This is a genomic window from Cellulomonas aerilata (genome assembly GCF_007991755.1).
Classification (GTDB): Bacteria; Actinomycetota; Actinomycetes; order Actinomycetales; family Cellulomonadaceae; genus Pengzhenrongella; species Pengzhenrongella aerilata.
This window is the reverse complement of sequence record NZ_BJYY01000006.1, coordinates 15684-35780: the sequence shown is the minus strand read 5'-3', so window position 1 is coordinate 35780 and position 20097 is coordinate 15684. Positions and strand designations below refer to the sequence as shown.

The 20097-nt window shown below is 74.5% G+C and carries 15 protein-coding genes and 1 pseudogene; 10 read left to right on the top strand and 6 right to left on the bottom strand.

Annotation, left to right across the window (positions count from 1 at the left end; all coding sequences use genetic code 11):
- The 8 genes and pseudogenes from CAE01nite_RS05115 to CAE01nite_RS05080 all read left to right on the top strand — a co-directional run.
- Positions 1–1214: pseudogene (locus CAE01nite_RS05115) on the top strand (hypothetical protein); the annotation flags it as partial.
- Positions 1215–1226: 12 nt separating this feature from the next.
- Positions 1227–1673, top strand: a complete 447-nt coding sequence (locus CAE01nite_RS05110) for a phage tail protein (RefSeq protein ID WP_146900920.1) — start codon at positions 1227–1229, stop codon at positions 1671–1673.
- Between the two features lie 8 nt (positions 1674–1681).
- Positions 1682–2569 carry a CIS tube protein gene (locus CAE01nite_RS05105; RefSeq protein ID WP_246131018.1) on the top strand — a complete coding sequence of 296 codons (888 nt, stop codon included), beginning with the start codon at positions 1682–1684 and terminating at the stop codon, positions 2567–2569.
- Positions 2556–4379, top strand: coding sequence for a VgrG-related protein (locus CAE01nite_RS05100; RefSeq protein ID WP_146900917.1), 1824 nt, complete (start codon positions 2556–2558; stop codon positions 4377–4379). The genes CAE01nite_RS05105 and CAE01nite_RS05100 overlap by 14 nt, the downstream gene beginning before the upstream one ends.
- Positions 4380–4448: 69 nt before the next feature.
- The gene (locus CAE01nite_RS05095) at positions 4449–4853 is read left to right on the top strand and encodes a GPW/gp25 family protein (RefSeq protein ID WP_146900914.1); all 405 of its coding nucleotides are present in this window, start codon (positions 4449–4451) and stop codon (positions 4851–4853) included.
- Positions 4853–6808 (top strand): putative baseplate assembly protein, encoded by a 1956-nt coding sequence (locus tag CAE01nite_RS05090; RefSeq protein ID WP_146900932.1) that lies wholly within the window; start codon positions 4853–4855, stop codon positions 6806–6808. The genes CAE01nite_RS05095 and CAE01nite_RS05090 overlap by 1 nt, the downstream gene beginning before the upstream one ends.
- A 10-nt stretch (positions 6809–6818) precedes the next feature.
- A complete protein-coding gene (locus CAE01nite_RS05085; protein WP_246131019.1) occupies positions 6819–7493 on the top strand; it encodes a phage tail protein in 675 nt (224 codons plus the stop codon).
- 16 nt (positions 7494–7509) lie between these two features.
- Positions 7510–8766 carry a zinc ribbon domain-containing protein gene (locus CAE01nite_RS05080; protein ID WP_146900910.1) on the top strand — a complete coding sequence of 419 codons (1257 nt, stop codon included), beginning with the start codon at positions 7510–7512 and terminating at the stop codon, positions 8764–8766.
- Here the strand turns inward: CAE01nite_RS05080 and CAE01nite_RS05075 are convergent.
- Positions 8669–11776 carry an AfsR/SARP family transcriptional regulator gene (locus tag CAE01nite_RS05075; RefSeq protein WP_146900907.1) on the bottom strand — a complete coding sequence of 1036 codons (3108 nt, stop codon included), beginning with the start codon at positions 11774–11776 and terminating at the stop codon, positions 8669–8671. The genes CAE01nite_RS05080 and CAE01nite_RS05075 overlap by 98 nt on opposite strands.
- Before the next feature lie 878 nt (positions 11777–12654).
- Positions 12655–16611 (bottom strand): phage tail protein, encoded by a 3957-nt coding sequence (locus CAE01nite_RS05070; RefSeq protein ID WP_222595830.1) that lies wholly within the window; start codon positions 16609–16611, stop codon positions 12655–12657.
- Between the two features lie 146 nt (positions 16612–16757).
- On the opposite strand from CAE01nite_RS05070, the gene CAE01nite_RS05065 reads away from it, so the two are divergent.
- Positions 16758–17315, top strand: a complete 558-nt coding sequence (locus tag CAE01nite_RS05065) for a DUF427 domain-containing protein (RefSeq protein ID WP_146900904.1) — start codon at positions 16758–16760, stop codon at positions 17313–17315.
- Here CAE01nite_RS05065 and CAE01nite_RS05060 read toward each other — a convergent pair.
- Complete coding sequence (locus CAE01nite_RS05060; RefSeq protein ID WP_146900901.1) at positions 17284–17616, bottom strand: hypothetical protein; 333 nt, start codon at positions 17614–17616, stop codon at positions 17284–17286. The genes CAE01nite_RS05065 and CAE01nite_RS05060 overlap by 32 nt on opposite strands.
- A 249-nt stretch (positions 17617–17865) precedes the next feature.
- Between CAE01nite_RS05060 and CAE01nite_RS05055 the strand changes: the two genes are divergently transcribed.
- Positions 17866–18096 carry a hypothetical protein gene (locus CAE01nite_RS05055; protein ID WP_146900898.1) on the top strand — a complete coding sequence of 77 codons (231 nt, stop codon included), beginning with the start codon at positions 17866–17868 and terminating at the stop codon, positions 18094–18096.
- Positions 18097–18171: 75 nt separating this feature from the next.
- Here CAE01nite_RS05055 and CAE01nite_RS05050 read toward each other — a convergent pair whose 3' ends face one another.
- From CAE01nite_RS05050 to CAE01nite_RS05040, 3 genes are all read right to left on the bottom strand, one after another.
- Positions 18172–18633, bottom strand: a complete 462-nt coding sequence (locus tag CAE01nite_RS05050; protein WP_146900895.1) for a hypothetical protein — start codon at positions 18631–18633, stop codon at positions 18172–18174.
- Positions 18634–18847: 214 nt separating this feature from the next.
- Complete coding sequence (locus CAE01nite_RS05045) at positions 18848–19729, bottom strand: aminoglycoside phosphotransferase family protein (protein ID WP_146900892.1); 882 nt, start codon at positions 19727–19729, stop codon at positions 18848–18850.
- Between the two features lie 37 nt (positions 19730–19766).
- A complete protein-coding gene (locus CAE01nite_RS05040) occupies positions 19767–20075 on the bottom strand; it encodes a hypothetical protein (RefSeq protein WP_146900889.1) in 309 nt (102 codons plus the stop codon).
- Positions 20076–20097: the final 22 nt, after the last annotated feature.

Below are 20097 nucleotides of genomic sequence, written 5' to 3'. Positions count from 1 at the left end.
CCGGACCGCGAGCCGCACCGGACGGCCTCGAGGACGCCGGCGTCGTGCCGCCCCGGGCCGTCGCGAGCGCCGCCGTCGGGCCCCGGTCGGACCGGTCCGGTGACCCGCCGTGGCCGGTGCAGCGTGCGGCCGGCCTCAGGTCAGAGATCGCGGTCGGGAGGACGGAGCGCTCCGTGCCGCTGCTCGGCCGGGGCGCGGTCGTCGGGACCGTGCAGCGTGCCGGGGCCGGGTCCCGCGCCGCGGGTGGCGTCACCGTCGCGCGAGACGCCGCCGTCGCGGACGACGCCGCCGCTGCACGTGACGCCACCCTGGCGCGCGCCGCCGCGGTCGCGGACGACGCCACCGTCCGGGCCGACGACACCACCGTGGGACCCGGTTCCGCCTGGGGCGGTGCCTCCCCGTCGGCGTCCGACGCCGTGGTGCCGGTGTGGACACCCGGGGTCGTGGACGCTGAGCCCGTCCGGCCGGACCGGTCGGGGTGGGACCCGGCGCCCGCCGGTCGGGACGCCGTCCCGCCCCGGGGTGGTGCATCGTCCGCGGCGGTGCAGCGGACCCCGACGGTGCAGCGGACGGCGACGGTGCAGCGGACCGCGGCGGTGCAGCGGACCGCGGCGGTGCAGCGGACCGCGGCGGTGCAGCGGACCGCGGCGGTGCAGCGGACCGCCCGCCACGAGCCGGCGGCGACGTCGACCGCGACCGCGCTGGCGCCCGCCGCGTTGGCCGCTCCCTCGTGGGCCGGCCCCCCCGACGCCGCCGGCCGGCTCGTGCCCTCGCCGGCCGGCCCGACCCCTGGGCTCGACCCTGCGGGGGACGGGCTCCCCACGCTCTCGCTGCCGTCGACGGGCGCGCTTCCGGCCGTGCAGCGACTGGCGGGCGCCGACCCGGGCACCGCCGTGCTGGTCTACGCCGACCGGCAGCCTGCTGCCCCCTCGACCGACGAGCCCGCGCCGTGGCGCGACGACCCGGGCCACCCGCACCCCGCCGGCCCCGCGGTCCAGCGCGCCGAGGCGGGTACGGGCGAGCCCTCGCCCCCGGTGGGGGCCGGTGCCGGCCCGCCCGCGCCCGTCGCCGGGGGCGCCACGGCCGGCGGGGGGGCCTCGCCCGAGCAGCTGGAGGAGCTCGCCCGGCGGCTCGTCGGGCCGCTGACCCGCCAGATCAAGGCCGACATGCTGCTCGACCGGGAGCGGCGCGGCCTCCGGACCGACACCCGCTGAGAGGGGTGGACCATGGCCAGGCCCGAGGACGTCGACACCGCGGTGAGCGTGCGCTACCGCGTGTCCCTGGACGGCGCCGAGCTCGGCGCCTTCGACACGTGCGACGGACTCGGGTGCGAGGTGGTCGTCGAGACCCGTGAGGAGGGCGGCCGCAACGACTCCGTGGTGCAGATGTTCACGCGCCTCAAGTACCCCAACATCAAGCTGAGCCGGCCGCTGGGCCGGGACACCGAGCAGGTGGCGCGCCTGTTCGCCGCCATGGTGAACGGCTACACGCTGTCCGGCGGCACCATCGTGGCGATGCGGGCCGACGGCAAGGAGATCGCCCGGTGGAGCCTGCGGGACGTGCTCCCCATCCGCTGGACCGGACCGTCGTTCAACCCCGACCAGCCCAAGGTGCTCACCGAGACGGTCGAGATCGCCCATCACGGGTTCACCGCCGAGCAGGTCAGGGTCTGAGGCGCGCCGTGTCCGCCAGCCCCGTCGCGATGTCGGCGGCCGGTTCGAGCCCGAAGTCCGGCTCGGCGGCCTCCGCGCAGCGCCCCAGCCTCGAGCACGCCTACCTGCAGCTGTTCGAGCCCTCCAAGGACGGCTCGCTGACCAAGCCCGGCCCCAAGCTCGACCGGCTGGAGTTCCAGTTCAACCCCAAGGAGCTCACCCTCGCCAAGACCGCCTCGTGGTCCCGCGAGACCGGCAAGGGCAACAAGAAGAGCGGTCCGCCGCAGTACAACGGACCCCAGCCGTCCAAGCTGACGCTCGAGATGTTCTTCGACGCCTCGGGAACCCAGGACGGCAGCGTCGTCGCCCGCGTCGAGCGGCTGTTCACCTGCTGCGTGCCCACGCAGGCCACCCATCAGCAGAAGAAGGGCTCACCGCCGTGGGTGCTGTTCCGGTGGGGCGACCTGACCGGCTTCCTGGCCTACATCAGCAGCGTGCAGGCGAAGTACACGCTGTTCACGTCCAGCGGGCTGCCGATCCGCGCGGTCTGCACGGTGACCCTCGACGAGCTCGCGGGCGAGACGCCCAAGCAGAACCCGACGTCCGGCGGTCTCGTCCCGCGACGGCTGCACGTGGTCGTCGACGGCGACACCCTCGCGGGCATCGCCTACGCCGAGTACGGCGACGCGACGCTGTGGCGGGCGGTCGCGGCGGTCAACCGGGTCGACGACCCGACCCGGCTGCGCCCCGGCGTGCACCTGCTGCTGCCGACCGTCGACGAGCTCGACCGGGGGCCCGCCGGGTGGGACGGCACGGCAGCGCGTCGTCGCGGCCCGCTCCCCCGTGACGGCCGCACCGACCGGGACGCCCGCACCGACCGTGACACCCGGGGGGTGGCGACCGGTGCCGCACGGTGAGGAGCACAGCAACACGCTCCTGGTGGAGGTCGCCGGGGCGCCGCTGGCCGACGACGTCGCCGCCCTGCTGGTGAGCGGCTACGTCGACGACAGCAGCAACGTCCCGGACCTGTTCGTCCTGACGTTCCGGGACGAGAACGCCTCGGTGCTGCAGCGCGCGCGGATCACCATCGGCACGAAGCTGCGCCTGTCGGTCCAGTCGAGCGGCCCCGGCGGGCCGGTGCCGCTCGTCTCCGGCGAGGTCACCGCCGTCGAGACCGAGATCGGAGGCGCGGGGGTCAGCACGGTCGTGCGCGGGCTGGACATGTCGCACCGGCTGTTCCGCGGCCGCCGGGTCGAGGCCTACGTCAACGTCACCGCGGCGGACATCGCCCGCACGGTCGCCCAGCGGGCGGGCATCGCCGCGGGCCGCATCGACGTCCGCGGGCCCGTGCTCCCGCACGTCGCCCAGGACGGCGTGAGCGACTGGGACTTCCTGCGAGGCCTGGCCGACCAGACCGGGGCGGTCCTCGCCGTCGTGGACGGTGCCCTCGACTTCCGCGCGCCCACCCCCGCGACGCAGGCGCCCAGCGGCGCGGCCGGGGCGCGGCAGGACCCGCTGGTGCTGGAGCGAGGTGTCAACCTGGTCAGCCTGCGCGCCACCGTCACGTCCGCGGGCCAGGTGCCCGAGGTCGAGGTGCGCGGCTGGGACGTGACGGCCAAGCGGGAGCTGGTGGGTGTGGCACCGGCCCGGACCGCGAGCGCGGCTCTCGACGGCGTCAGCCCGGCGGGTCTCGCGTCCACCTTCAGCAGCCCGCGCTACGTCGTCCCGGCCTCCACGTTCGGGCAGCAGTCGCAGTGCGACGCGGCCGCCCGCGCGCTCGCCGACCACCTCGCCGGTGGCTTCGCCGAGCTGGACGGCGTCGTGCGCGGGAACCCGCAGGTCCGTGCCGGCGTCGCGGTGACGCTGGTCAACGTCGGCAAGCCCTTCGAGGGCCGGTACACGCTCAGCGCGACACGGCACGACTTCTCCGCCGACCAGGGCTACCTGACGTCGTTCACCGTCAGCAACGCCTCCGAGCGCTCGCTCTACGGGGTCGCCGCGGGCGCCGCCCGCAGCGGCCCCACGGTGCAGGGCGTGGTCACCGCGCAGGTCACCGACCTCAAGGACCCGGACGGCCAGGGCCGCGTCAAGGTGAAGTTCCCCGTGCTCTCCGGCACCTACGAGAGCTGGTGGGCCCGGACGGTGCAGGCCGGAGCAGGTGCGGGGCGCGGCGCCGTCGTCCTGCCCGAGGTCGGCGACGAGGTCCTCGTCGCGTTCGGCCAGAGCAGCTTCCAGCAGCCGTTCGTCCTGGGCGGTCTGTACAACGGCAAGGACGCCCCCGCGACACCGTGGTCGAAGCACGTCGGCTCGACCGACGGCGCGGTGACGCGCCGGGCCTTCGTGTCCCGCACGGGGATGCTCCTGGAGCTGCTCGAGTCGCCCGACGGCGAGGCGCTGACGCTGAGCACGAACGGCGGGGCGCAGAGGATCACGCTCACCCAGAAGCGCGACGCCGGGATCACGATCACCTCCGAGGGACCCCTGACGGTCACGGCGAAGAAGGACGTGCGGGTCACCACGACCGGCGGGGACGTGGCGGTGAAGGGCACCAGGGTCGCCGTCACCGCGACCGGCGCGCTGGAGCTCAAGGGGAGCCAGGTCACGGTCGAGGGCGCCGGGGGCGTGGAGATCAAGGGCGCCACCGTCAAGGTCGCCGGCGACGCGACCGCGGAGCTCTCCGGCGGCGCCACGACGACCGTCAAGGGCGCCCTCGTGCGGATCAACTGAGCGACGCCGGACCCACGAGCACGACCGAGCACGAGCGGACCGGGCAGACCGAGCACCGAGGAGGACGGGATGGGCCAGGAGTTCGTCGGCGCGGGCTGGGCCTTCCCGATGCGCACGGATCCGACCGGTCGCATCGCCCTGGTCACCCGCGAGCGGGAGATCGAGGAGAGCATCCGCCTGATCCTGGCGACCGCCCCGGGAGAGCGCCCCATGCGCCCGGAGTTCGGCTGCGCCGTCCACGACTACGTGTTCGCCCCGGCCGACGCGGCCACGGCCGGGGACATCGCCTACGTCGTCCGGGTCGCGCTGGAGCAGTGGGAGCCCCGGATCGACCTGCACGACGTCGTCGTGCGCTTCGACGCCGTGCAGGAGGGCGTCCTCTTCATCGACGTCCTCTACGCCGTCCGGGGCACCAACGACCCCCGCAACCTCGTCTTCCCGTTCTACGTCATCCCCCAGGAAGGCGGTGCGTGATGGTGCTCCCGGCACCCGACCTCGACGACCGGCGGTTCCAGGAGCTGGTCGACGACGCGAAGCGGATGGTCCAGCAGCGGTGCCCGCAGTGGACCGACCACAACGTCTCGGACCCCGGGGTGACGCTGATCGAGACGTTCGCGTTCATGGTCGACGAGCTGTTCTACCGGCTCAACCGTGTGCCGGACCGGCTCTACGTCACCTTCCTGGACCTGCTCGGCGTCACCCTGCACCCCCCGGTCGCCGCGACCACCGACGTGGTCCTGTGGCTCTCGGCCCCGCAGCCCGATCCCGTGGTCGTCCCGGTCCGTGCCGAGGTGTCGACCCTGCGCACCGAGCAGGACGAGGCCATCGTCTTCGCCACCGAGACCGAGCTCGTCATCCCACCGCGCCGGCTGGCCCACGTGCTCACCCAGGCCGCGGGCGCCGACCCCCAGCGCCGGGACGACGCCGTCGCCGCGCGGGTGGAGTTCCCGGCGTTCGCGCCCGCCCCGCAGGTCGACGACGCCGTCCTGTTCGGGCTCGACGGCGCCGCCCCCTCGTGCGTCGTCGCGGTCCGGCTCGAGTGCGAGGTGCACGGGGTCGGGGTGGACCCGACGCACCCCCCGCTGGTGTGGGAGGCGCGCGACGGCACGGGCTGGCGTCGCTGCGAGGTCGAGCACGACGGGACGGGCGGGCTCAACCGTCCCGGAGACGTCCTCCTGCACGTCCCGGCCGGCCACACCGAGACGACGGTGGGCCGGCTGGCGGCGGGGTGGCTGCGGTGCCGGGTGGTCGACCCGCCGCACCAGTACCCGCCGTACCGGTCCTCGCCGATCGTCTCCTCGGCCGCGGCGTTCACCGTGGGGGGGACCGTGACGGCCGTCCACGCCGCGACGCTCACCGACGAGGTGCTCGGCGTGTCCGAGGGCGTGCCCGGCCAGTCCTTCCTCCTCGAGCGGCACCCCGTCGTCCCCAGCGGCTCGCCGTTCGTCGTGGAGGTGGCCGACGAGACGGGGTGGACCGAGTGGACGGAGGTGGACTCGTTCGCCGGGTCGTCGGACGGTGACCGCGTCGTCCGGCTGGACCGCTCGACCGGTGAGGTCACCTTCCCACCCGCCCTGCGCCAGCCGGACGGCTCGCTGCGCCTCTTCGGGGCGGTGCCGGCCAAGGGGGCACCGCTGCGGGTGCCCGAGTACCGCACGGGTGGTGGACCCGCCGGCAACGTCGCGGCGCGGAGCCTGGTGGTGCTGCGGACCACGGTCCCGTTCGTGGACCGGGTGGAGAACCGGCGGGCGGCGCACGGCGGGGTCGACGGCGAGACGATCGACGAGGCCAAGGAGCGCGGTCCGCTGGCCCTGCGGACGCGCGACCGGGCCGTCACGGCCGAGGACTACGAGCAGCTGGCCCGCCGGGCCGCGCCGGGGATCGCCCGGGTGCGGTGCGTGCCGGCGCGCACACCCGAGGAGGCCCTGGGGGTGCGCGTCCTGGTGGTCCCGGACGCCGCTCCGGCGCCCGACGACGGCCACCGCGGGTTCGAGGACCTGATCCCTCCCGACGAGGCGCTGGCGGCGATCGCCACGCACCTGGACGAGCGCCGGCCCGTCGGCGCGCGTGTCCTGGTGGAGCCGCCGTTCTACCAGGGGGTGACCGTGGTCGCCGAGCTGACGGCGCGGCACCGCTTCTCGCTGGAGCGGCTCCGGACCGACGCCATCGCCGCGGTCAACCGGTACCTGGACCCGATCACCGGTGGGCCTGACGGCATCGGCTGGCCCTTCGGGCGACCGGTGCAGGCGGGCGAGCTGTACGCCGTCCTCCAGCGGCTGCGCGGCACGGAGATGGTCGACGAGGTGCAGCTGTACCCGGCGGACCCGCGCTCGGGCCGGCGCGGCGAGCCGACCCAGCGGATCGAGCTGGACCCGCACGCGCTGGTGTTCTCCTTCGACCCGCACGTGCGCGTCCGGGCGGGGGCCTGACGTGCGCGGGATGGTGCCGGGCCTGGCGACCCGGGTGCCGCTCCTGGGCCGGCTCCCGGCGGTGTACCAGGAGGAGGCGTTCACCCAGGGCTTCGTCGCGGCGTTCGACGACGCCCTGGCGCCGGTCCTGCTGACCCTGGACACGCTGCACGACTACATCGACCCGCGGCTGTGCCCCCCGGACTTCCTGGCGTGGGTCGCGCAGTGGCTGGGGATCGACGTGGACGAGGCCTGGCCGGTGGAGCAGCGACGCGAGATCGTCCTGGGGGCCGCGCTGCTCCACCGGCGCCGTGGCACCCTGCCCGGCGTCGCCGACGCCGTCCGGCTCACCCTCGGCCTCGGTCCGGCCGGTCCAGCGGGTCCGACCGGTCCGGCCGACGACGGGACGGTGCAGGTCTCGGACACCGGCGGGACCACGTGGTCGGCGTCCCCGGGTGCGCCGATGCCGGGCGACAGGGAGCCGGCGCTCACCGTGCGGGTCACGGTGCCCGATCCCGACGCCCTGGACCTGCGCCGGCTGGACCGGGTGGTGGACGCGGTCAAGCCGGCACACGTGCCGCACACCGTCGTCGTGGTGCGCGGTGGCGAGCGGACCGACGCGGCGCCTCGCGCCGTCGACGCGCCGCACCCGGAGGGACCGGCGCAGGCACCACCGGGGCTGTCAGCGCCCGGGAGCGGGTCGTAGAGAGGTGGGATGACCGGTGATCATCTGCGCGAGCTGCACCGCCCGCAACGAGGACGGCGAGAGCTTCTGCGGCCAGTGCGGGGCGTACCTGGAGTGGGAGGGGCAGCGGGTCGACGCGCCCCCCGTCCCCGAGGCGCCTCCCCCGGCGCCGGAACCGACCCCGCCCCCGGCCGAGCCGGAGCCGGAGCGGCACCGCATCGTGGACAGGATCCTGTCGGCTGCCGGCCGGGGCGGCGACGGTCGGGACGCCGCGGGGCCCGGCATGACGTCGTCCCCCGCCGCCGGTGCTCCGTCGGTCGACGACGCACCAGCCGGACAGCCGGTCGACCGGGGCGCCGCCGTCCGCCCCGGTCCGGGCGCCGGACCGGGTCCGGCTGGTGGCCTCCCACCCGCACCGGTCGACCACGGCGCCCGCCGCGAGCACGACAGCGCTCGGCGGTTCGGCGTCGCCAAGCCGACCGAGCGCGACGAGTCCCCGGCGCCGGCCTCACCACCGCCCCCACCCGACGACGAGCCGCCGCCCGCACCCGGGGAGCTGATCTGCGGCAACTGCGGCGCGGGGAACGTGCCCACGCGCAAGTTCTGCCGGCGGTGCGGCCGCGACCTGGCCGACGCCCCGGTCGCCGTCCGACCGCCGTGGTGGCGGCGGCTGGGCCGACGTCGTACCGCCACCGTCACGGTGGCCGGCACCCGCCCCACCACGAGACCGCGGCGCCACGTCCCCACCCGGTCGCTCGTGACGCTGCTGGTCGTCGCCGGCCTCGGCGTGGGCGGGTGGCTCGCCCGGGACGCGCTGCGGACCGGGTACGCGATGGTCTCCGACGCGGTCACGGGTGTGGAGGCCGTGCGGCCGGCCGGTGTGGCGGCCTCCGCCGAGCAGGCCGGCCGGGAGGCGCGCCTCGCGGTCGACGGCGTCTTCGACCGTTCGTGGTCGCCCGGCGCCGCGGACACCGCGCTGGGGCAGTCGCTGCAGCTGGCCTTCGACGAGCCGTTCCGGCTGGTCTACGTGCTGGTCACCCCCGGCGCGTCCCGCCAGCAGGAGCAGTTCCTCCTCGAGGCGCGTCCCCGTGACGTGGTGGTCACCGCGACACGGTCGGACGGCACGGTGCTGGCGCGGGAGTTCGCGCTCGCCGACGAGGCCGGTGAGCAGACGCTGCGGCTCGGAGTCGACGACGTCACCGCCGTGGCGCTGACGATCGGGTCGGTGCACCCGGCGCAGGACCCGGCTGCTCCCGTGGCGGTGGGAGAGGTGGAGATCTTCGGACGCCGGTGACCCCCACGGTGGACGCGGCCGGCGCCGTCCACGTCGTGCCGGCCCGGGAGGGCGCGTGCCGCAGGTCCACGCCGAGGTCCAGCAGGACCTCGGCGTACCGGCGCTGGGCCCGCTCGCCAGCCGCCAGGTCGCCGAGGAGCCGGTAGGCCGCGATCAGCGTGCGCCATGCACCGTCCAGGCAGACGTCGATCTCCACGCTCCGGGTGGCGGCGGCCACCGCCGCGGCAGGGTCGCCGCGCAGGAGCTCCAGCGAGGCGAGGGAGGCGGCCGCCTCGGCCGCCTGGCTGCGGTACTGCGCCCGCAGGGCGGCGGCCCAGTCCGCCGGACCCTCCTCGGGCAGCAGGTCGCCGGCGTAGACCTCCAGGGCGCGGCGCAGCGCGCCGGCGGTCCGCCCGTCGGACGGGCCGGCCGCCGCCGTCCGTGCCTCGCCGAGCGCACGCTCGAAGTCCAGCACGTCGCACGTCGAGCCGTCCGGGAGCGCCAGTCCGTAGGCGTCGCCCTCCCGGACGATGAGGGTGCTGCCCCGCCCGCCGCCCACCCCTGCGGACAGCAGACCGCGGAGGTTGGACAGGTTGACCTGCAGCGAGTGCAGCGCGGCGGAGGGTTCGACGTCGGCCCACAGCGCGTCCGCCAGCTGCTCGCGGTGCACCATCCGCCCGGCGTGGACCGCCAGCATCCGCAGCACCGACCGGGCCCGCGGCCGGACCACCGAGAGGTCGAGCGCCTGGCCGCCGACCGCCATCCGGAACTCGCCGAAGCAGCGCAGCGCGACCGGCGCGGGACCGGGCAGCGCCGGGGTGGAGGGCCCCTGTGGTCGAGAACCTGTGCGGCCGGGGACGGGCGCGGTGGGCCGGGACGCGGACGGGTCGGACGCGGATGCGGACGGAAGGCGAGGGGCGCGCAGGGACGGCGCGTGGAGCGGCTGCTCCGGGACGGACGGCTCCGGGCCCCAGAGCAGGTCCGCCACCGGGCCGAGCCAGCGCCACGGGCCCGGACCCAGACCGGTCGCGGCCCCCGACATCGACGCGAGGTCGAGCAGCTCGCCCCGCTGCTCGGGCCGCGTGACCGCGAGTCCCGCGTAGGCCAGGCACAGCGCCCCGGGCACCGCCGCGGAGCGGGCGTAGGACTCCGCGGACTCGGCGTCGACCAGCGCGTCCGGCAGGTCCCCCGCCCCGGCCACGATCGCGTGCAGCGAGCGCATCCACGCCTCAGGCACGCCGGCGTCGAGCTCGCGGCAGCGCGTGGCGAGGCGCTCGAACGGTGCGGGGTCCAGGTCCCCGTCCCGCAGACCCGCCATCGCGGAGGCGGCGCGCACCAGCAGGGCGCCCCAGCGGTCGCCGCGCTGGTCGCAGTCCGCCGCGACGGCGGCAGCCGCGTCCGCACCCGCGGGCTCGCCGTCCGCGCGGGCAGGTCCCCGGGCGTCGAACGCGTCCGCCACCCCGCGCGCGAGCCGTGCGAGCCACGGCAGACCGGACCGGTCGGCGTCCGCGGCGACCTGGTCCACCGTGCGGCTCGACGCCCCGGCGTCCTGCCGCAGGAGGCCGACGAATGCGATGGCCAGCCGCGCCGCGAGCGCCGGCACGGTGGCGCCGTTCGGCTCGTGCGTGCAGCGCACGAGCGCCTGCTCCCCCGACGTCGCGTCACCGGCGAGCAGGGACGCCAGCCCCTGCACCAGGTCCCGGTAGGGCACCGGCAGCGACCCGGTGGCCCGCGTGTCCCGCGCGACTGAGGCGGGGTCGCGCCGGGTGGCGGCACGCAGGAGGGCCGGCCAGTCCCCGGCCGAGAGGTCCGGCGTGACACCCCAGACCGCGGCCGTCGCGACGACGTGGCGGCACAGGTCGGCACCGACCGGGTCACCGAGACGCGGCTCGGTGCGCTCGGCGGCCGCGGTGGCCGCCACCAGCCGCCCGTCGTCCAGCAGGCGCCTGGCGACCACGAGCGAGGCCCACGGGTCGTCCTCCTGCGACCACGCCGGGAGGACGTCGGCCCAGGCCCGGGCGCCCGCCGCGAGCAGGTCCGGGCCTCCCGCGTGCAGCAGCCGGCGCACACCGGTCCAGTCCCCGCCGAGCGCCCGCGCCCGCACCGCCTCGACGGGCGCCCCGGTCGCCTCCAGGACGTCGGCGCCACGGCACCACCACGCGCGCGCCTGCGTGCTGCCCACCTCGTCCTCGAACTGGGTCTCCAGGTGCCGGCGCAGGACCTCGTGGACGACGAACGTCTCCCCCGCGTCGTCCGCCGTGACCATCGGGCACAGCCGCGCCGCCTCGGTCAGCATGCGCCGGCTGGTGCCCCGGCTCAGCAGGGCGTCGCAGCGCTCGACCGTCAGGCGGTCGAAGACCGTGGTCCTCGCGAGGAACCGGCGCAGCGCCCGGGACACGTCGGCGAGGACCTCGCTGTCGAGGTAGTCCCTCGCGTAGCGGGAGCGCCGGCCGAGTGCCGCGACCCCGCTCCGCCGCGCCGTCGGCTCCGCACCCACGGTGGAGAGGCTGAACAGGTGCAGCCCGGCCGCCCACCCCGCGGTGCGCCGGGCCAGGTCGGCGGCGTCGTTCGCGGACAGCGGCGTGCGGTACACGCTGCGGAACAGCCGCTCCACCTCCCACCCGCGGAACGCCAGGTCGTCCTCCAGCACCAGGAGGGTGCGCGGCAGCTCGCAGCGCGCGAAGTTCAGGGCGGGACGGCGCCGTGACCCGAGCAGGATCCGGATGTGCTCGGGCGCCATGAGGAGCAGCCGCTCCAGGTCCGCCTCGGCGGCCGTGCCCGCCACGGTGTGCAGGTCGTCCAGGACCAGCACGAGCGGCTCCGTGCGGCGCTCGACCGCGATCGCCAGCTGCGTCATGGTCGCCGGGCCTCCACCCAGCACCAGGTGGTCCGTCAGCGCCTCCGACAGCCGTGCGGCCAGGCGGCCGTCCGCCCCGTCGTCCCGGTCCACCCGCAACCAGGCGACGTCGGTCCCGCAGGTCGCGGCCCACTGCGCCATGAGCGTCGTCTTGCCCGCGCCCGGTGGGGCCACGACCAGCCCGAGACGGGCCTGTGGCAGCTCGTCGAGGAGGTGCAGCAGTCGATCCCGCCGGAGGCCGTGGACCTCAGGAGGCGACCGCCGGGCGCGGGGCAGGCGCGGGTGGACATTCTCCGACCCATCCATCGCGCCCCTGCCAGCGAGTCGATGACCGCGGTCGGATCATCGTCAAGGTGGCGATCACGAGGTGTCAAGAACATTGGAACCGGCCGGGAAGAAGGGTGCGGGCACAAAGCCATGTCGCAGGTCGAGAACCCACCTAAATCATGACTAATCGGACAATTCGCCGACCCGTTCGGTGCCCGGCGGCCCTCCCCCGGGTGGCCGAAGGAAGCACGCGACATCACGACGCCGAGAAGTGCGCCGGTTCGAGGCGGCCCGGCGGTCATGCGCGACCTCGCCGCGCACCCGCACGGTGACCGATCCATGCCGCCGTTCCGCCGGCAGCACCGGCTCCGGAAGGCGCAACACCGACAGGCCCCCGATCCACCATGTCATCGGGCCACGGTGCCTCCGTTCGACGCGGCCGACGAGTGATCGAGCTCGTGGACCGCCGAGTCATTCGGTGCGTGTAGTCCTCGCGCTGGGGCGCAGCGGATCTCCCAATCCGTTCCCACGGAGCTCCGGGACATGGAGGTCGGGGCCTACACCTGCCCCGCCGGCGCCGAGGAGGCGGTGGCGACCTGACTCTGGGTCGAGGCGCGTACGGAGAAGAAGCTTTTGGCGCTGCCTTCACTCCGTGGGCGCGCTTGCCAACGGACCACCGTGCCGTCCGGCCTATCGACAGCTCGAGTGCTGCTGAGCTGCGATGCCGAATGCGTTGCCCCGCAAGCAAGCAGGTGGGAGCAGCGACACCTGCGGCCCTCCGAGACTCACGGGCCGATGACCTTGTACCGCCCACGCAACCGAGGGATGTCTGCCGGGTCGGTCGGGTATTTGCCGTCGTAGCGCTTGCCCCATTGCAGGACGGCCAACCGGATGCCGTCGTGCTTGAGCAGCTTGTGGAGCTCGAGAAGCCGATCGGCGCATCCCGGGCACGGGCTGTGCGACAGGTTGACCTCGATGGTGCGAACGCGGTGCTTCCATCCCGCATCTTGAATGATCATGCGTTCGACCTGCGCCAGGAGCCGCGCCTCCGCGTGCGTGTCAGGGGTCTCGTCGCCTGTAGACCTGGTGACCAGTTCAGCTCGCTGCTCGGTATGTTGTGCGTCGTCGTCGCGCACCGGCGCCTTCGATCCGCCGATCACAAAGCCTCCTACCTGGCCCGTCGTGCGGCTGTCCGAGGCCTCTATCGGATGTGCTTCGCCAACTCGCCCCTTCAATGCGGCGGCTGCACCAGCCGTGCCGACTGGAGCGCCTCCTGGACCGTGCGGATAAGCCCGTTCACCAGGAGCACAATCGACAACGAACGTGGCGACGCACTTCACTGAGCCGCCCGATTTGTTGAGTCCCGGCGTTGTGTACTTCGGCACCTGCCCAGCCAGCTTCATCTGATTTTTGTGCACCGCCTCGAATATGAGCGCGAGGCTCTCTCCGAGAAGCGCCTGCTTACGCGTCAGGTCGGTCCTCGCCGTCAGTGCGCGGACGTCATTCAGCAGCGCTACATCTTTCTGGACGTTGGCGAGCCGATTGCGGGCAGTCTCGACGTGGCCGACCAACTGTCGTTTGGCGCGTGAATCCTTCTCGGTTGCGCTAGGAAACTCTGCAACCTTGCTAGCATAGTGGTCCAGAAGCACCGTTGCTTCGGTGGGAGCACTTGCCACCATGACACGTGGTGCTTTCGCGGCGTCGATCCAGACCTGATGCGATTCGCCGCCCGCACGGAACAGGAGCCGACCAGGAAGCACACTCGCAAGGCTCCGAAGCTTCGATTTTCCGGCATCCACCTTCCCCTTCACCCATGCCTTCCCCGCCGCGATCTTCGCTTTCACCTTCCCGCCGATGCCCTTGAGCCCCCGGATGATCGGCCCGGCCAGCTTGAGGCCGGTCTTGATCACGAAGTCCAGCGCCCGGTTGACCGGCTTCTGCAGGGTCTCGATGATCTGGCGGATCTTGGCGCCGATGCCGCCGAGGCCGATGGCGCTTGCCAGGAAGCCGATGACCAGCGGGACCATCTGACCGAGCACGTCGTTGATCTTGTCCACGACGCTGCCGACGTTGCCGCGGACGATGTCGGCCACCGAGTCGATGATCGTGTTGACGAACTTCATGATGCGGCCGGCATTGGTCACGAAGAACATCACGACGTCGTAGATCAGCTTGCAGGCCTTGATGAACGCGGCAGCGGGGTTGAGCAGGCCGATCAGCCAGGTGATCCCCGCCGTGATGATCTTCGTGATGACGAAGTCCTTCACCTGCTCCAGGATCATGTCCTTGATGTTGCCGAGCTTCTCCAGCAGCATCTGCCACAGCCCCGCGACGCCCTGCGAGGCGATCACCTGGAAGATCGTCACGCCCTTCTCGACGGCGGACATCGCCTTCTCGCCGATCTGCTTGACCAGGCGGTTGCGGATGTTGGCCCAGGTGAGGCCGAAAATCGAGGCGAGCAGCTTGATGATGCCCTTGACGTCGAACGTGTCGGGCAGCTCGATCCCGCCCTCGGCGAGGGCGCCGAACAGCCAGCCCATCAGGCCCTTGCGCAGGTGGTCGACGATGTTGTCCTTGAACTTGAGGATCCCGCCCTTGACGCCCGCCACCAGGTTGCTCAGGAAGCCGATCGGGTTCTTGATGATGTCGCCGACGACGCCGGCGGCCCGGGAGAGCACGTCTCGCAACATCCCGGCGAGCTCGCGGATCGTGTTGATGACGGCCTTGATCGCCCCGATCGCCTTGTCGACCAAGCCCTTGTTCTCCGCCTGGAGCGCCTCGATGCGCTCGTCGAGCCCCTTGCGGGCCTCGGTGTACTTCGTGGCCAGGGTCTCGACCACCGAGTCCTGCTTGGCGGCGACGTCGCTCTCCAGCTGCGCGAACCTGTCGCCGATCTCCTTCGTCGCCTCGGACCCCACCTTCTGCAGGTTCGCCGGCAGTCCCTTGACATAGGTGGCGATCTCCGCCTTGCCGGTCGCGATGCGGCGCTTGGCGGCGTTCAGGTCGGCCCCGACGATGTCGGCGACCTTCGAGATCACGCCGTCCATCTGCTTGAGGTACAGCTCGCGGCCGGCGGCGTAGAACTCGTCCACGGCGGACGGCATCCCGAGCAGCTTGTCCTTGGCCCAGCGCAGGCCGCCCAACCAGCCGCCGTAGCGGTCCTTCTTGTACGCGGACATCTTCGCCGCGACGTAGGACTCGAATGCGGCGCGGGCGGCTGCCTCGCCACGCTCGAACTCGGCCTCCACCTTCGGGTCGATCCCGTCGAGGATCTTCTTCACCTCCGCCTCGGTGGCCGCGAAGATGCTCTGCACCTTCGCGGTCACCTCGGCGCGCCTGGTCTCGTCCTTGGACTTCGCCTTCCCCTTGTCGGCGACCAGCGCGGCCAGGGCGGCGCCCTTGGAGCCGTGCATCCCGGTCACGGCCGACGCCGTCGTGGCGGCCGCCTGCGCGGAGGTGCTCTGCAGCGCCGCGGCCTCCTGCTGGCGGAACTGCGCCGGGGCCGTGTCCGCGTGCGCCGCCGCGGTCTTCTTGTCCGCCAGGGCGCCTTGGAACTCGGGCTCGTTCGACTGCGCGAGCTGCTGCTCGGACACCCTCGCCCCGGACATCTCCGCGTCCGCCTGGTGCTTGCCGGCAGCCAGGTTCGTCTGCTCGGGCGGGGCGGGTCTGGGGGCGGCTCCGGCTGCCGGGACGGGCGCCACCTGTCCGGCCTGCTCGGGTGCCATCGGCGTGACGGGCTTGGTGACGGCCTTGGACTGGTCCGGCGGGGCCGCGGTGGCTGCGGCGACGTCCTTGGTCTGCTCGCCCTTGCCCTGGGTCACCAGACCCTTGACCTCGCCCTTGACCTCACCGGCCTTGCCCGACTCCTTGTAGGTGTCCGCCTCCTTGAGGGTCTTCGGCGACTTCGCCTCGATGGCCGCCTTCACGGCCGCGATGAATGCCTTCTTGTCGAACGACCCCGCCGGCTGGGCGTCCATGGTGTCGAGCTTGGCGGCCTTGGCCTGACCCGCGACGTCGTCCGCGGGTGCCAGGGCGGCTGCCTGAGCCTCGCGCGCCTTGGCGCCTGCCGGCGGGTGGGCCTTCGCGACCTGGGCGACGCCGGCCAGCCGGCCGGTCACCTGCCGGAACCCGGGGTCGTCCTGCGGGCGGACGGGGGTCGGTGGCGTCGGGGGCTGGAGCAGCTTGTCCGGCGTGAGGGGCACGGGTGCGGCGGTCGACGGCGCCGCCCCGCCCGGCGCGACCGGCGCCGCGCCGCGGGCTGGGCCCTTGCTGCCGGCCGGCGTCCTCGGCTGGGCGGACGCCGCCTTGCCGAGCGGGCTGACGGGCGGCACCGGCTTGGGCGGTGGTACGGGCTTCTTGCCCGCCACGGACCCAGGGCCGAATCCCGTCCTCGTCACGGCGAGGGCCGCTGCCGGGGGTCGGGGCCCCTCGAGATCCACCGGGACGCCTGCCGCCCTGGCCGACCGCAGCCCCTTCTCCACGGTGTCGATGGCAGGCTCGTCGCGCCGCATCTCGACCAGGGCCGCGTCGATCTCCCGCACGGCCGCGTCCCCGGGTGAGCGCAGCTTCGCCGCCATGAGCGCACCGACCGCGGCGTTGCCGGCGCTCCGCTGCAGGGCGAGCACGGCGTGCGGCCCGACGGCGGGGCGCGGAGCCGACCCGCCGGCCCGTCGCCTGGCGTCCACGAGTGCGTCGCCGACGGCGTGCCTCGTGGAGTCGCCGGCCTGGCGTGCGCCGACCATAGGTGGACACTGACGGACCGGACGGTGCCGTGGTCGCGCGAACGGTCGACGTCCCGGGCAGCCGCGGCTGCCCGATGGGGCATGTGCGGTGTGCGCCCGGTGACCCGGCACCGCGGTGACCCGGCGCCGCGGGCTACCGTCGAGGCATGACGTCACCCGACCCGACCTGGCGACCGCGTACGCCGCCACCCGGCGGGCGAGCCGCCGTCCCGCCAGGTCCCGGTCAGGAGTCGGTGTGGGACTACCCCCGGCCGCCCGCGGTGCGGCCCAGCAGCGAGCACGTCGTCGTCCGGCTCGGGACGACCGTGGTCGCCGACACCCGGCGCGCCCTGCGGGTGCTGGAGACGTCGCACCCGCCGACCTACTACCTGCCGCTCGCCGACGTCGCCGAGGGCGCCCTGGTCCCGCTCGACGCGCCGACCACCGTGTGCGAGTTCAAGGGGCGGGCGACCTACGCCGACGTGGTCGGCCGCGACGGGGACGGCTCGCCGGTCGTGGCGCGTGCCGCCGCCTGGACCTACCCCGAGCCGGCGGCCCGCTATACCGAGCTCGTCGGGCACGTCGCGCTGTACCCGGGCCGGATGACGCTGTGCACCGTCGACGGCGAGCCGGTCGTCGCCCAGGCCGGGGACTTCTACGGCGGGTGGCGCACGCGCCGTGTGGTCGGTCCCTTCAAGGGCGAGGCAGGGACGCGGGCCTGGTGAACCCCGCAGCGACCGCCTGACGTCCGACCGGCTGGTGCCCGGCTCGGGGATGCGTCGCGTGACCGGCACGGGTCGTCGGGCCGGGTGCCGGGTGCGGGGCGGGGGCGGCGAGGATCACCATGCTGCTGCCCGCGACGATGGCCTCGACGGTGACCCGGAAGGTCGTCGCGGACATGTGCGCACCCCGGCGGTCGAGCCAGTCCTGCAGAGCGGCGGCCACGTCGTCGTGAGGCTGCCCCGCCATGACCGCGGCCACGACGTTCACGGCCTGCTGGGCGGCCGTCGGACTGTCAGGAGCCATGTCCAGGACGCTAGGCGCCGGACCTCACGGCACGGCGTCACGGCCGCGAACAGTCGGTGAACGGCCGGAGCGCCTGAACGGGCGCCGGCGTCCGAGCCGTTCGCCGGCTGGGTCGAGCGATGGTGCGCGACGCCGCGGCGTCACATGCTGGGCGAGGGCCGGTCACGGCCCACGCCGTAGGCAGCCGGACGGGGACGGACTCGTCGTCGCCGGAGCCACGGTGGCACTCCCTCACGAAGGCGGTCGACCATGTCCAGCACGGACCCGTTCCTCCCCGGCGCCCACCGCGACGACACCATCGCGGCGGCCGATCCCGGCGTCGGGGCACCCCAGACGGCTCCCGGCTTCGGCGTCGAGGGCGAGGACCCCGACATCGCCCAGTCGCAGGAGCGCGACCGCGCCGCGAGCGACGGGCCGGTGGACCTCCCCCAGGACGTCCCGTTCCGGACACCCGACCCGGACGACGTCAGCCGTCGGTAGGACGGATCGCCTCCCGCTGCCGGGACGGAGGGCGGCGCCCTGCGCGTCAGGGGGACCGGGCTCGACCCGGGAACCTCACCCAGGTGTCCGGGTGGTGGCCGGCCGGTCCTGCGTCTCGTCCGCGCCGGCCAGACCGATCCCGCCGGAGATCGCCGCCGTCGCGAGCAGGGCCGCGCCGGCGAGCACGAGCGTCCGCGCGGCCGTCAGCCCACCCAGCCCGTGCGGCAGACCCTGGACGACCGTGCCGGTGTCGCCGGCGGGCTCCTGTCCCGCGGCACCGGTCGGGTCGTGCCCGACGGCGTGCGCGCGCAGCGCCTCGCCGTGCAGCATCCCGATCCCGATCCCGAGCAGGAGCAGACCGCCGACGACGGCGCTCCCGATGGCCAGGATGCCGACGGGGTCGGTCTGCTCGCCGGCGTCCGCGAGCACGGCGGTGAACGCGACGGTCAGCGCGATCGCGCCGCCGGCGAGCCACCAGGCCGCCGCCGTCCACCGCCTGACGTGGGCTCGCACCTCGTCGGCGGTGTACACGGGCACCCAGGTCCCGTGCGCGGGCGGCGGAGGGAGGCCTGCCGCCGGCTGAGTGCCGGGCCGGGGGTGCTGCGGGGCCGCGCTGGTCGACATGGGTGTCCGCCCTTCGCTGTGCTCGGACCGTAGCCCCGCCCCGCCGGCGGCGGCTAGGTGCCCGACCCGCACCAGCGCCGCGCACGGAGCCGGTCGCACCCACGGCTGACGCGCGGTGCGGGCGGCGTCAGACGCCGGCGAACAGCTCGTTCAGGACGTGCCGCGCGAGCTCGGCCTGCCCCGGCGGCTTGTTCGTGATCATGATGAGCGCCTTCCACAGCGCCCACCCGCGGCCGCGCGCCCACGTCGCCTCGTCGAGCCCCAGCCCCTCCCGGAACGCCTCGCGGGCCCGGCCGTGCAGTCGTGTCCAGAGCAGGACGGTGTCGCACGCCGGGTCGCCGACCCCGGAGCAGCCGAAGTCGAGGACCGCTGCGAGGACGCCGTCGCGGACCAGCAGGTTGTTCGTCGACACGTCGCCGTGGAACCACCGCGGCGTCCCGACGAAGGGCACCGCGAGCGCGTCCCGCCACAGCCCCGCCGCATGGTCCCGTTCGCGCCCGTGCACCCGGTGCAGCAGGTCGTGCACCTCCTCGTCCCAGTGGTCCAGCGGACCGCCGCGGTAGGCGCTGTGGGGGCCGGGACCCGGTCCGCCGGCCGGGTCGACCGCGCGCAGCGCCACGAGGAACGCCGCGAGGTCCTCGGCCAGGCGCACGGGGTCCTCGACGTCGACCGACGAGGCCGGCCGGCCCTCGAGCCACCCGTACACCGACCACGGCGCGCCGAAGTGGGCCGACGGGCGCCCCACCCCGAGCACGGCGGGCACCGGCAGCGGGACGGCCGGGGCGAGCCGAGGCAGCCACGTCTGCTCCTTGACCACCTGCGGGACGGAGCCGGGTGCGCTCGGGAGCCGCACGCTCAGGTCGTCCCCGAGCCGGAACATCCGGTGGTCGTCGCCGCCAGGGCTCACGGGTCGCAGGGGCCGGTCGCGCCAGGCCGGGAACTGCTCGGCGAGGAGCGTGCGGACGAGCGTCGCGTCGATGCGGGACTCGTCGACGCGGTCGGGACCCATCGGCGGGACGCTACCGGGACGCACCCCCGCAACGGCCCTAGCCCGGCAGCAGCGGCAGTCGCCCGCGCGTGCGCCCGCCGAACCAGGGACGCTCACGCGCCGCCCGAGCGGCCTGCTCCGCGTCACGGTGCTGCTCGACGAACCGACGGAACTGCCACGAGGTGGCCCACTGCCTCGGGTGACCGGGCCGGGAGTCGAACCACACCGCATGGGCGTGCCGCCCGCCGGCCGACACGAGCTCGTCGACGTGCTCGAAGGCGAGTGGCCGGGACGGGTGCTGGAGGAGCGCCCACCGGAGCTCGGGTGAGAGGGCGTCCCACACCGGGGTGAACTGACTGGAGGGCATGGAAAACGCTAACCTGGTTCGC

What these genes read in the sequence shown, in the direction of transcription:
- CAE01nite_RS05090 (WP_146900932.1), top strand. Translation starts at nt 4,853, where the DNA reads ATGGTGCTCCCGGCACCCGACCTCGACGACCGGCGGTTCCAGGAGCTG.
- CAE01nite_RS05065 (WP_146900904.1), top strand. Translation starts at nt 16,758, where the DNA reads ATGACGTCACCCGACCCGACCTGGCGACCGCGTACGCCGCCACCCGGC.
- CAE01nite_RS05060 (WP_146900901.1), bottom strand. Translation starts at nt 17,616, where the DNA reads ATGGCTCCTGACAGTCCGACGGCCGCCCAGCAGGCCGTGAACGTCGTG.
- CAE01nite_RS05085 (WP_246131019.1), top strand. Translation starts at nt 6,819, where the DNA reads ATGGTGCCGGGCCTGGCGACCCGGGTGCCGCTCCTGGGCCGGCTCCCG.
- CAE01nite_RS05110 (WP_146900920.1), top strand. Translation starts at nt 1,227, where the DNA reads ATGGCCAGGCCCGAGGACGTCGACACCGCGGTGAGCGTGCGCTACCGC.
- CAE01nite_RS05040 (WP_146900889.1), bottom strand. Translation starts at nt 20,075, where the DNA reads ATGCCCTCCAGTCAGTTCACCCCGGTGTGGGACGCCCTCTCACCCGAG.
- CAE01nite_RS05045 (WP_146900892.1), bottom strand. Translation starts at nt 19,729, where the DNA reads ATGGGTCCCGACCGCGTCGACGAGTCCCGCATCGACGCGACGCTCGTC.
- CAE01nite_RS05095 (WP_146900914.1), top strand. Translation starts at nt 4,449, where the DNA reads ATGGGCCAGGAGTTCGTCGGCGCGGGCTGGGCCTTCCCGATGCGCACG.
- CAE01nite_RS05070 (WP_222595830.1), bottom strand. Translation starts at nt 16,611, where the DNA reads ATGGTCGGCGCACGCCAGGCCGGCGACTCCACGAGGCACGCCGTCGGC.
- CAE01nite_RS05055 (WP_146900898.1), top strand. Translation starts at nt 17,866, where the DNA reads ATGTCCAGCACGGACCCGTTCCTCCCCGGCGCCCACCGCGACGACACC.